The organism is Mycobacterium szulgai (genome assembly GCF_002116635.1).
Classification (GTDB): domain Bacteria; phylum Actinomycetota; class Actinomycetes; order Mycobacteriales; family Mycobacteriaceae; genus Mycobacterium; species Mycobacterium szulgai.
Genome location: NZ_LQPW01000074.1, coordinates 1 through 10,944, shown reverse-complemented (window position 1 = coordinate 10,944; position 10,944 = coordinate 1). Strand labels below are relative to the sequence as shown.

Sequence of the window (10,944 nt, the reverse complement as noted above, 5' to 3'; positions counted from 1 at the left end):
ACCATGAACGCCACCAACTCCGGCGTCGCCTTCTCCGCGGCGAAGATCAGGTCGCCCTCGTTTTCGCGGTCCTCGTCATCGATGACCACGACGGCCTTTCCCGCCGCAATGTCGGCAACCGCCCGCTCGACGGAATCCAACCTCGTCATCGCTGCTACCTTGCTGTGGAACCGGCTAATTGCACTCAAGTATGAACCACGGCGGGGCCGCCGTTATTGCGAAGGCTTTATCCGCTGCTCTCAGGTGGTTTGCATCAGCCGCTCGACATATTTGGCGATCACATCGACCTCGAGGTTCACCCGCGTTCCCACCGGAGCAGAACCCAGCGTGGTGAGCTCTCGCGTAGTCGGAATCAGCGACACCTCGAACCAATCCCGCGGCTCGGCCCCCAACCCGGAAACCGTCAGCGAAATCCCGTCGATGGTGATCGATCCTTTCTCGACGACATAGCGGGCCACCGTGTGGGGCATTTCGAATCGCACCACCTCCCAATGCTCGGAGGGGCTGCGCGACACGATTACGCCGGTGCCATCCACATGTCCCTGGACGATGTGGCCACCCAATCGGCTGTTGACGGCCGCCGCGCGTTCCAGGTTCACCCGGCTGCCGGGCCGCAATTCACCCAAACTGGAGCGGTTCAGCGTCTCGGCCATCACGTCGGCGCTGAATTGGCCGTCGGGCAATACGTCGACGACGGTCAGGCATACGCCGTTGACGGCGATCGAATCCCCATGTCGTGCGTCGGAGGTCACGGTGGGGCCGCGGATGATCAAGCGCGCGGCATCGGTGAGGGCTTCCCGACCGGTGATCTCTCCGAGTTCCTCGACAATTCCGGTGAACATCGCACCAGGTTAATGGCTATTACCGCAGACCTGCACCCGACTGGCTCGCCGGGCGCGTCACAGGCACCCTCTACGATGCAAAGTTATGCAGACCCCCCGCCGTCTCTTTGTGTTGCTCGCCGCCCTGAGCGCGGCAACCCTGTTGGTTGCCAGCTGTTCGTCGCAGTCGAAGCCAAGCGGTGGACCGCTGCCGGACGCCACGAATCTGGTCAAGCAGTCCGCCGAAGTCACCAAGAACGTCAAGAGCGCGCACATCGTGCTGACGGTGAACGGCAAGATTCCCGGACTGTCCATGAAGACGCTCAGCGGTGATCTCACCACCAACCCGACCGCCGCGAAGGGGAACGTCAAACTCACCCTCGGTGGGTCCGACATCGACGCGGACTTCGTGGTCTTCGACGGCAACCTCTACGCCACCCTCACGCCTAACAAATGGAGCGATTTCGGTAAGGCAGCCGACATCTACGACCCCTCGCAGATCTTGAGCCCCGACAACGGCCTGGCCAACGTGCTGGCCAACTTCACCGACGCGAAGGCCGAAGGCCGCGACACCATCAACGGGCAGACCACCGTCCGCATCAGTGGCAAGGTGACGGCGGCCGCGGTGAATCAGATTGCGCCGCCGTTCAATGCAACGGACCCAGTGCCGGCCACCGTCTGGATTCAGGAGACCGGCGACCACCAACTGGCGCAGGTCAAGATGGAGCGTGGCACGGGCAATTCCGTCCAGATGACCTTGTCGAACTGGGGCCAGCAGGTCCAGGTGACGAAGCCGCCGGTGAGCTGATGAGCATGCGGGCCGGACGTCGAGTCGCGATCAGCGCGGGCAGCCTCGCGGTGCTGCTGGGCGCGCTGGACACCTATGTCGTTGTCACGATCATGCGCGACATCATGAACAGCGTCGGCATCCCGGTGAATCAGCTGCAGCGGATCACCTGGATTGTCACGTGGTACCTGCTGGGCTATATCGCCGCGATGCCGCTACTGGGACGAGCGTCCGACCGGTTCGGCCGCAAGTTGATGCTGCAGGTCAGCCTGGCCGGATTCCTGATCGGCTCCGTGGTCACGGCATTGGCGGGCCATTTTGGCAGTTTCCACATGCTGCTGGTCGGCCGAGGCGTCCAGGGTATTGCCAGCGGTGCACTACTGCCTATCACGCTGGCGTTGGGCGCCGACCTCTGGTCGCAGCGCAACCGGGCCGGCGTGCTGGGCGGGATCGGCGCCGCGCAGGAACTCGGCAGCGTGCTGGGTCCGCTCTACGGCATCTTCATCGTCTGGCTGCTCAATGACTGGCGAGACGTGTTCTGGATCAACGTCCCGCTGACCCTGATCGCCATGGCGATGATTCAGTTCAGCCTGCCGTCGCACGACCGCAGCGCAGAGCCAGAGAGGATAGACCTGGTCGGCGGCCTACTCCTGGCCCTGGCATTAGCTCTTGCGGTCATCGGGCTTTACAACCCCAATCCCGACGGCAAACACGTGCTGCCGAGCTACGGCTTGCCGTTGATTGTCGGGGCGATCGTGGCCACGGTCGCGTTCTTCGTTTGGGAGCGGCTGGCCCGCACCCGGCTCATCGAACCGGCCGGCGTGCACTTCCGACCTTTCCTGGCGGCGTTGGGCTCATCGCTGTGTGCCGGCGCGGCGCTGATGGTAACGCTGGTCAACGTCGAGCTGTTCGGCCAAGGCGTGCTGCAAAAGGACCAGACTCAGGCCGCAGGAATGCTGCTCTGGTTTCTCATCGCCTTGCCGATCGGGGCGGTGGTAGGCGGCTGGATCGCCACCCGCGCCGGCGACCGTTGGGTGACCCTGATTGGCCTGCTCATCGCCGCCTGCGGTTACCTGCTGATATCGCACTGGCGCGTCGACTTGCCAGACCAGACCCACAACATCTTCGGACTCTTCACCGTGCCTGCGATGCACGCCGACCTGCTGGTGGCAGGTCTCGGGCTGGGTTTGGTGATCGGTCCGCTGTCCTCGGCAACGCTGCGCGCTGTCCCCGCAGCCCAGCATGGCATCGCCTCGGCGGCGGTGGTGGTGGCCCGCATGACCGGCATGTTGATCGGTGTCGCCGCGCTGAGCGCGTGGGGGTTATACCGGTTCAATCAGATCCTGTCGGGGTTGTCGGCGGCAATCCCGCCGGATGCCACGTTGCTCGAACGCGCCGCCGCAATCGGAGGCATGTACCAGAAGGCATTCGCCCTGATGTACGGCAACATATTCACCGTTACGGCAGTGGTCTGCGCGGTAGGAGCACTGCTAGGTCTGTTGCTGAGCAGCCGCCACGTCCACGCCGAAGAACCAGAAGTTTCCGAGCAGCAGGCCGTCGCGCCCCGGACCGGTTAACGCGCCACCAGGCTGAGCAGCAGATCCGGGCCGACCTGCTCGACACTGTCGAATTGCCAACGCAGCGCATGCGCCACGTTGGACACCCCGACATCGTTTACCGCGCTGATCGGGCCGCCCAACAAGATCGGCGCCACGTAGGCCATGATGCGGTTGATCGCCCCCTGACGTAGGAAGGCACCGGCCAGGGTCGGGCCGCCTTCGAGCAGCACATCGGTGCGGTCCGACAGCGCCCTGAGCACCTCCACGGGTTCGCGGGTGCGGATCACCATGGTGCGCGAATCGTCGTTGAGCACCTTGGCTTCCGGCGGGATGTCACGCATCCCCACCACCACCCGCAGCGGTTGCTGCGGTGCCAGCGACCCGTCGGGCAACCGGGCGGTCAGCGTCGGATCGTCGGCCAGAACCGTACCGGTTCCGACCACGATCGCATCGGCGACGGCCCGACGGCGATGCAGGTGCTGCCGAGCGGCCTCGCTGCTGATCCACTGGCTGGAGCCGTCGGCGGCAGCGCTGCGGCCGTCGATGCTGGTGGCGTACTTCCACGTGACATACGGCAGCCCGGTCCGCTGCTTGTGTAGCCACTCGCGCAACGGCCCGGCCGCAACGGCATCGGCCATCACGCCAGAGCGCACCTGCAACCCCGCAGCGGACAGTCGCCCCGCACCGCCGCCCGCGATCCCGTTGGGATCGTTGACAGCGAAGATCACCGTTCCGACCCGAGCTTCGATCAGCGCGTTCACGCACGGCGGGGTCTTGCCGAAGTGATTGCACGGCTCCATGGTGATCACCGCGATACCGCCGGCGGCCAAACCGCCGGCCCGGCGCAGCGCGATGACTTCGGCGTGATCGCCGCCGGCCGGTTGGGTAGCGCCGACACCCACCACCCGGCCTTCGGGGTCGACGATGACCGCCCCGACCGGCGGGTTCGGATAGGTGGTGCCCTTGACCTGATAGGAGTGCTCGATGGCCAGACGCATGGCCTCGTCGATGCTTTTGACCGTCTGGGTCTGGTCCAGGGGCTGGTTCATAAGCCGTTCACAAGCCTAAGTGGGGGGACACGGCACCGGCCTGTCGCCGCAATGCCTCGACCGCCGCGCTGGGATCATCCGCGCCGTAAACCGCGGATCCGGCGACGAAACAATCGACGCCGGCCTCGGCGGCCTGCTCGATGGTGTCTTCATTGATGCCGCCGTCGATCTCGACGAGGATGGTGAGCTCTCCCGAATCCACCATCTTGCGCACCGTACGCACCTTGCTCAGCACCTCGGGGATAAAACTCTGGCCACCGAAGCCGGGTTCGACGGACATGACGAGAAACGTATCGAAATGCGGCAGGATTTCCAGATACGGATCCAGCGGGGTTCCGGGCTTGATGCTGATCCCGGCCTTGGCGCCGGCGGCCTGAATATCGCGGGCCACCGAGACCGGGTTGTCGGTGGCCTCGGCGTGAAAAGTCACGTTGTAGGCACCCGCCTCGGCATACGGCGGTGCCCATCGGTCAGGGTTGTCAATCATCAGATGGCAATCCATCGGAATATTGCTGGCGGCCAACAGACTTTCCACCACTGGCAGCCCGATCGTCAGGTTCGGCACGAAATGGCCGTCCATCACGTCGACGTGCAACCAGTCGGCGCCGTGTACCGCGGCCGCTTCATCGGCCAGACGGGCGAAATCGGCGGCCAGGATTGACGGCGCTATCAGCGGTCCCCCCGTGCGAGGCATGAGCGACAGACTACTAATCCCCGGGAAGCCGGCGAAGGGCAGCTGCGAACATGGCATCGGTGCCGTGTCGGTGTGGCCACAGTTGCACCTGGTGCCCTTCCCCCAGACCCTGGCTGACCGGCTCGAATAAGGGCCGGGTATCCAGCGCCGTCACCGGCTGCCGGCGCAGCGCGTCGGCGACCACACCCGAGGTTTCGGCCAGGTGCGGCGAGCAGGTCGCATAAAGCACCACGCCGCCCGGCCGGGCCAGGGCGATCGCCGCGGCCAGCAGTTCGCGCTGCAGTTTGGCCAACGCGGGTATGTCGGAGGGCTGGCGCCGCCAGCGTGCCTCCGGGCGCCGGCGCAAGGCACCCAGCCCGGTGCAGGGCACATCGACCAGCACCCGATCGAAGCCGGGTTCGAGATCGGTGTGCCGGCCGTCGACTCGCAACACCTCCACCGGCAGTCCCTGCGTGTTCGCCTCGACCAGGTCGGCGCGGTGCGGCGCCGGCTCCACCGCAGTCACACGAGCTCCCGAGCTCACTCCGAGCGCGGCCAGTAGGGCGGTCTTACCGCCCGGGCCGGCGCACAAGTCGAGCCAGCGCCCGCCGTCGTCATCGACCGGCGCCAGCGCCAGCGCCCGGGCAACCAACTGGCTGCCCTCGTCCTGCACCAGCGCACTGCCTTCGCGAACCGCCGCCAGCTCGCCGGGATCACCGCCCGGCAGGTACACCGCATACGGCGAATAGCGGCCCACGGTGCCGTGTACCTGCTCTGCCAGCTCATCGGCGGTCAGCACCCCGGGGCGCGCCGCCAAATGCACCTGTGGTCGTTCGTCGTCACTGGCCAGCACGGCATCGAGTTCTCCTGCGTCTGCGCCCAGTGCGTCGGCGAAGGCCTGGGCGATCCAGCGCGGGTGAGCGTGCACGAAAGCCGCGTGCCCGATCGGATCTCGCGCCGGGTCGGGAGCCAGTTCTTCCACCCAGGACCGCTCGTCACGTGCGGCGATCTTTCGCAGCACACCGTTGACGAAACCTGCTCGGGCCGAGTCGAATTCAATGCCGGCCTGGTCGACGGTGGTAGACACGGCGGCGTGTGCCTCGACGCGGGTGCGTAACAACTGATAGGCGCCCAGCCGCAGCAGGTCGAGCAGGACCGGATGGATCGCCTGCGCCGGCCGACCGGCGGCCGCGGCGATGACGGCGTCGAGCAGGCCCTGCGTCCGGCAGCTGCCGTAGGTCAGTTCGGTGGCAAAGGCGGCGTCGCGGCCGGTGATCCCCCGCTCCCGCAGCAACGCCGGCAACACCAGGTTCGCGTACGCATCGCGCTCAGTGACCGCCCGCAGCGCGTCGAACGCGGCGCCACGCGCCGGGTCAAGCCGCTTGCGCCGCGGCCCTTTTGGTTTAGGAGTCATGACGCCCGCGCGGCTGGGTCGAGCCGGGCACCACGCGCCCAGTCGACAGCGTTCATGATTTTCTTTCCCGGGGGCTGAATCTGGCCCAGCCGCACCGGATCCGAGCCGGTGCCGACCCACACACTCTTACGGTCTACGTGAATTGCCCCGGGCGACATCGACATTGGGGTTTCTGCCGACTCGGCAACAAGCTGAACCGGGCCGACTTTGATCCGCAGATCCCCCACCATCGTCCAGGCTCCCGGATTGGGCGTGACCGCGCGAATACGTCGCTCAACCACTTGCGCGGGCAGATCCCAACGCACCCGGGCCTGTTCCACGGTTATCTTCGGCGCCAGGCTGATGCCCTCGGCCGGTTGCGGTCGCGGGGTCAGCGTCTGATCGGCGATGCCATCCAACGTGGCCGATAATAGCCCCGCACCCGAAACAGCAAGTCGCTCAAGTAAATCGCCCGCGGTATCGGTCGGCTGGATGGTCTCGGTAACGACGCCGTAGACCGGTCCGGAATCCAGGCTGGGCTCGATCTGAAACGTCGTGGCTCCGGTGATGGCGTCGCCCGCGGCGATCGCGGCCTGCACCGGCGCCGCGCCGCGCCAGGCGGGCAGCAATGAGAAGTGCAAGTTGACCCAGCCGTGCGCGGGCACGGCAAGCAGGCCGCTGCCGAGCAGCGCTCCATAGGCCACCACGGCGCAACACTGCGGCGCCAACTCCGCCAGCTCGGCGACGAATTCCGCCGAGTTCGGCCGCGCCGGGCGCAGGACCGGGATGCCGCGCTCGAGCGCCTCCCGCGCCACCGGTGACGGTTCGGGCTTGCCGCGCCGGCCGGACGCGGCGTCGGGCCTGGTCAGCACCGCCACCACGTCATGGCGGGGTGAGTCGATGAGGGCGCGCAGCGCGGGCAGCGCGGGTTCAGGGGTGCCGGCGAAGACGAGGCGCACTGACACAGTCTAGGAAGGCCGCAAAGGTGGCGAGGGTCACAAGCCGAGCGGATCGGATTCTTAGCTACCTATAATATTGCTACTGCATACTATGTCCAGAGGACATTTTTTCCGACGACGAGGTCGTACTCAGGCAGTCCTTTCCCTTACTTCGCAGGAGATCAGGAGATCTGATGACAATCGACACACCCATCCGCGAGGACCAGAACCTGGCGGCCACGCACGCGGCGATGTGGGCCCTGGGCGACTACGCCCTGATGGCAGAAGAGGTGATGGCGCCGCTGGGCCCGATCCTGGTCGCCGCCGCGGGCATTAAGCCCGGCGTTCGGGTGCTCGATGTCGCCGCGGGGTCCGGCAATATCTCGCTTCCCGCCGCCAAGACCGGCGCCACGATCGTTTCCACCGACCTCACGCCAGAGCTTCTGGAGCGCTCCAAGGCCCGGGCCGCCGAGCAGGGCTTGACGCTGCAGTACCAGGAAGCCAATGCTCAGGCCCTGCCCTTCGCCGACGGCGAGTTCGACATCACGATGTCGGCGATCGGCATCATGTTCGCGCCAGACCACCAGTGTTCGGCCAACGAGCTGGTGCGGGTGTGCCGGCCGGGCGGGACCATCGGCGTGATCAGCTGGACCCCGGAGGGATTCTTCGGCCGGATGCTAGCCACCATCCGGCCCTACCGGCCGAGCCTTTCGGCGGCGCTGCCCCCGTCGGCGCTGTGGGGACGCGAGAACTACATCACCGGGCTGCTGGGCGACAGCGTCACCGACGTCAAGACGCAGCGCGCCGGCCTCGAGGTCAAGCGTTTCGACTCCGCGCAGGCCGTGCACGACTACTTCAAGAACAACTACGGCCCGACGATCGAAGCCTACGAAAACATCGGCGACAACGCGGTGCTGGCTGCCGAGCTCGATGCCCAACTGGTCGAACTCGCCGCGGAATACCTGACCGATGGCGTCATGGAGTGGGAGTACTTGCTGGTCACCGCGACCAAGCGCTGACCGGGCCGATGGGCCCGGCGCTTACACGTGATCTATATCGATGTGAGCGTCGGGCTCACCGCCGGCTGCGGTGAATGCCGTAAGAGCACGCACCAGCCCCTGCCGTTCGGCGGCCGGCATCTGCTCCACGATGCGGGCGATTTCCACGCGCCGGTTCGCGGTGACCTTCGCGACGACTTCGCGCCCCCGCTTGGTCAGCGCGGCCAGCAGCTCCCGCCGCGAGGTGGGGTGCGGCAAGCGATCGATCATCCCGGCGCTGACCAACCTGTCGACCATCCGGCCGGTCGCCGACGGCTGCACGCCGAGCAGCGTTGCCAGAGTCGCCAGGTTGATCGGACCGCGATTGGACAGAATCACCAGGGTCCGGAATTGCGGGATGGTGATGGTGTCGTCGACCTGCGCGATGGAATGCGACGAGATACCGACCAGTAGTCGAGACGCTGTCAGCAGCGAATCGGTAATCGCATCCAGCGACTCGACTTCGGTCGCATTGTCTGTTGGCATTATGGCCCCCTTTCCCGGTCTCCCCGGGCCGTCAACTTCGTTGTAGTAATACACGCGCTACAGCAGAGAAAGTGTAACAACGTCCTACAATCGTAGACTTTAATTATTTCCTTTGTATACACTTTGCGCCGGGCACGTTCGGATTTTTGGTAGTCGAGTTTTTACTGCCCTCGCCGCCGACGACGACGTCGCAGTTGACCCCCTCCCTCTGCAGGAGATCCGATGGCTATCGACACGTCCATGACCGAGTGCCAACTTCCGGCAACAACGCACCGGGACATGTGGGCACTCGGTGACTACCCCACCTACGCCGAGGAAGTGCTAGCTCCGCTGGGGCCGATTCTGGTCTCCGCCAGCGGTATTCGCCCCGGCGATCGGGTGCTCGACGTCGCGGCCGGTACCGGTAACTTGGCGATCCCCGCAGCGGTGGCCGGCGCCCATGTCATCGCCAGCGACCTTACCCCGGAACTGTTGCGCCGGGCCCAGGCCCGCGCGTCGGCCGAGGGACTCGAACTCGGCTGGCGGGAAGCCAACGCCGAAGCCCTGCCGTTCGGAGCCGGCAGTTTCGATGCCGTGCTCTCTACGATCGGCGCCATGTTCGCGCCGCGTCACCAGCGCACCGCCGACGAACTGGCCAGGGTTTGCCGGCCCGGCGGCAAGATCAGCGTGCTGAGCTGGACACCCGACGGTTTCTACGGCCAGTTGCTTTCCACCGTGCGGCCGTTCCGGCCGACCCTGCCGGCCGGCGCACCCCATGAGGTCTGGTGGGGCAACGAGGAGTATGTCAGCGACCTGTTCCGCGACCACGTCACCGATGTCCGCACCCAGCGCGGCACGTTAACGGTGGACCGGTTCAACCTTCCCGAGGAGTGCCGCGACTACTTCAAGCACTGCTACGGCCCGGTGATCAACGCTTATCGCAACATCGCCGACGACGCGGCCCAGATCGCCAAACTCGATGGCGAACTGGACGTGCTGTGTGGCGAATACTTCATCGACGGCGTCATGGTGTGGGAATACCTGATTTTCACCGCCCGCAAGCGGGGGTATCACCAGTCCGGCTAGCCGGCTGATCAGGCTAAGCCAACCCGTCCAACCTCCTCGCGCCGCGCGGTGACCCGCCGGCACCACCGATGCCCGGATTCCCCCGACTGTGCAGATAGGTCTCGACGGTGTGGATGTCGTTGGCGCAAAAGTGAAATTGGTATGGAAGTCGCTGGTGACAGGCACCCCAGCCCAACTTTTGCGGTGCATGCTTCCCGCCCGCGGCCTCGGACCAACGCCGATCACACCGGCAAGTGAACTAACCAGTTTGCAGGGCAACGAGCTGCGTGAATACCCGGGCGGGCAGGTCTTCGACCTGGTGGCCCGAGGTCCTCGTCGATGCGCGGCGGTGTCGGCCAGATCCAGCTGCGCCGGGAAAGCGCGCGGTGGCAGCTCCCGTGTCAAGTCCTGAAAACCGCTCTTGATCAGTGCATTCCAATGCGATTTAAGGATCGTTAGCACACCCGGTGCGCATATTCGCCTTCCAACGATGTCGCGATCTCTGCGCCCGACCGCGGAGTGAATTGGCGATCGGTAAGCACTCGCCCGAGGGATTGGAGTTTGAGATGTCGTTTGTGATCGTCGGTCCCGGAACGTTGCTGGATACGGCTGCTGGTGCCGGTGAGATCGGGCATGCAGTCGCTTCAGCCGCTGCCGCGGCCGCCGCACCTACGACGCAACTGCAGGCCGCCGCCGCAGACGAGGTATCGGCGGCCATCGCAGCGCTATTCGGCTCGCACGGGCAGGCATTTCAAGCGGTAAGCGCCGAGGTCGCCGCGTTCAACAATCGGTTTGTCCAGCTGTTGACCGCCAGTGCCGGCGCCTACGCCGGCGCCGAGACCGCGAACGGCTCCCCCCTGCAGATTGTTGAGCGGGGACTGCTCGGGGTGATCAACGCCCCTACCCAGATGTTGTTGCACCGCAACCTGGTTGGCGATGGTGTCAATGGCAGCATCCCGGGCGGCCGCGGTGGCGACGGCGGCCTGTTGTGGGGCAACGGGGGCAACGGTGCGGCGGGTGCGGCCGGCCAAGCTGGTGGGGCCGGCGGTTCTGCGGGGTTGTGGGGTAATGGCGGTGCCGGTGGAGCCGGCGGCGCAGGTGCGGCCGGGGGCGCCGGAGGGGCCGGTGGGGCCGCGGCCGCGCTGGTGCGACCGCGC

The 10,944-nt window shown here is 66.0% G+C and carries 12 protein-coding genes; 5 read left to right on the top strand and 7 right to left on the bottom strand.

Going from position 1 to position 10,944, the window contains the following annotated elements; translation table 11 throughout:
- The coding region (locus AWC27_RS12350; RefSeq protein WP_211281620.1) for a 3,4-dihydroxy-2-butanone-4-phosphate synthase at positions 1 to 149 on the bottom strand (149 nt) is incomplete at its 3' end.
- Between the two features lie 90 nt (positions 150 to 239).
- The gene (locus AWC27_RS12345; RefSeq protein WP_085670746.1) at positions 240 to 842 is read right to left on the bottom strand and encodes a riboflavin synthase; all 603 of its coding nucleotides are present in this window, start codon (positions 840 to 842) and stop codon (positions 240 to 242) included.
- Positions 843 to 927: 85 nt separating this feature from the next.
- On the opposite strand from AWC27_RS12345, the gene AWC27_RS12340 reads away from it, so the two are divergent.
- Both AWC27_RS12340 and AWC27_RS12335 read left to right on the top strand, forming a co-directional pair.
- Positions 928 to 1,629 carry an LppX_LprAFG lipoprotein gene (locus tag AWC27_RS12340; RefSeq protein WP_085670745.1) on the top strand — a complete coding sequence of 234 codons (702 nt, stop codon included), beginning with the start codon at positions 928 to 930 and terminating at the stop codon, positions 1,627 to 1,629.
- A 5-nt stretch (positions 1,630 to 1,634) separates the two neighbouring features.
- Positions 1,635 to 3,185 (top strand): MFS transporter, encoded by a 1,551-nt coding sequence (locus AWC27_RS12335; protein WP_139836957.1) that lies wholly within the window; start codon positions 1,635 to 1,637, stop codon positions 3,183 to 3,185.
- Here AWC27_RS12335 and ribD read toward each other — a convergent pair.
- From ribD to fmt, 4 genes are read right to left on the bottom strand one after another with little or no spacing between them, the layout of a single operon-like run.
- Positions 3,182 to 4,216: a bifunctional diaminohydroxyphosphoribosylaminopyrimidine deaminase/5-amino-6-(5-phosphoribosylamino)uracil reductase RibD gene (gene ribD, locus AWC27_RS12330; protein WP_085670743.1), complete on the bottom strand. Its 1,035-nt coding sequence runs from the start codon at positions 4,214 to 4,216 to the stop codon at positions 3,182 to 3,184. The genes AWC27_RS12335 and ribD overlap by 4 nt on opposite strands.
- A gap of 7 nt (positions 4,217 to 4,223) precedes the next feature.
- Entirely contained in the window at positions 4,224 to 4,919 is a 696-nt protein-coding gene (gene rpe / locus AWC27_RS12325) for a ribulose-phosphate 3-epimerase (protein ID WP_139836956.1), read from the bottom strand.
- 4 nt (positions 4,920 to 4,923) lie between these two features.
- The gene (locus AWC27_RS12320; RefSeq protein ID WP_085670741.1) at positions 4,924 to 6,303 is read right to left on the bottom strand and encodes an RsmB/NOP family class I SAM-dependent RNA methyltransferase; all 1,380 of its coding nucleotides are present in this window, start codon (positions 6,301 to 6,303) and stop codon (positions 4,924 to 4,926) included.
- Positions 6,300 to 7,241, bottom strand: coding sequence for a methionyl-tRNA formyltransferase (fmt, locus tag AWC27_RS12315; protein ID WP_085670740.1), 942 nt, complete (start codon positions 7,239 to 7,241; stop codon positions 6,300 to 6,302). The genes AWC27_RS12320 and fmt overlap by 4 nt, the downstream gene beginning before the upstream one ends.
- A 173-nt stretch (positions 7,242 to 7,414) precedes the next feature.
- Here fmt and AWC27_RS12310 point away from each other — a divergent pair, with 173 nt between their 5' ends.
- Positions 7,415 to 8,239, top strand: a complete 825-nt coding sequence (locus tag AWC27_RS12310; RefSeq protein ID WP_085670739.1) for a class I SAM-dependent methyltransferase — start codon at positions 7,415 to 7,417, stop codon at positions 8,237 to 8,239.
- A gap of 21 nt (positions 8,240 to 8,260) precedes the next feature.
- Here AWC27_RS12310 and AWC27_RS12305 read toward each other — a convergent pair whose 3' ends face one another.
- Complete coding sequence (locus AWC27_RS12305) at positions 8,261 to 8,746, bottom strand: MarR family transcriptional regulator (protein WP_139836955.1); 486 nt, start codon at positions 8,744 to 8,746, stop codon at positions 8,261 to 8,263.
- 219 nt (positions 8,747 to 8,965) lie between these two features.
- On the opposite strand from AWC27_RS12305, the gene AWC27_RS12300 reads away from it, so the two are divergent.
- The gene (locus AWC27_RS12300) at positions 8,966 to 9,808 is read left to right on the top strand and encodes a class I SAM-dependent methyltransferase (RefSeq protein WP_085670737.1); all 843 of its coding nucleotides are present in this window, start codon (positions 8,966 to 8,968) and stop codon (positions 9,806 to 9,808) included.
- Positions 9,809 to 10,353: 545 nt separating this feature from the next.
- The coding region (locus tag AWC27_RS12295; RefSeq protein WP_139836954.1) for a PE family protein at positions 10,354 to 10,944 on the top strand (591 nt) is incomplete at its 3' end.

What these genes read in the sequence shown, in the direction of transcription:
- AWC27_RS12310 (WP_085670739.1), top strand. Translation starts at nt 7,415, where the DNA reads ATGACAATCGACACACCCATCCGCGAGGACCAGAACCTGGCGGCCACG.
- AWC27_RS12300 (WP_085670737.1), top strand. Translation starts at nt 8,966, where the DNA reads ATGGCTATCGACACGTCCATGACCGAGTGCCAACTTCCGGCAACAACG.
- ribD (WP_085670743.1), bottom strand. Translation starts at nt 4,216, where the DNA reads ATGAACCAGCCCCTGGACCAGACCCAGACGGTCAAAAGCATCGACGAG.
- AWC27_RS12345 (WP_085670746.1), bottom strand. Translation starts at nt 842, where the DNA reads ATGTTCACCGGAATTGTCGAGGAACTCGGAGAGATCACCGGTCGGGAA.
- AWC27_RS12320 (WP_085670741.1), bottom strand. Translation starts at nt 6,303, where the DNA reads ATGACTCCTAAACCAAAAGGGCCGCGGCGCAAGCGGCTTGACCCGGCG.
- AWC27_RS12335 (WP_139836957.1), top strand. Translation starts at nt 1,635, where the DNA reads ATGCGGGCCGGACGTCGAGTCGCGATCAGCGCGGGCAGCCTCGCGGTG.
- AWC27_RS12340 (WP_085670745.1), top strand. Translation starts at nt 928, where the DNA reads ATGCAGACCCCCCGCCGTCTCTTTGTGTTGCTCGCCGCCCTGAGCGCG.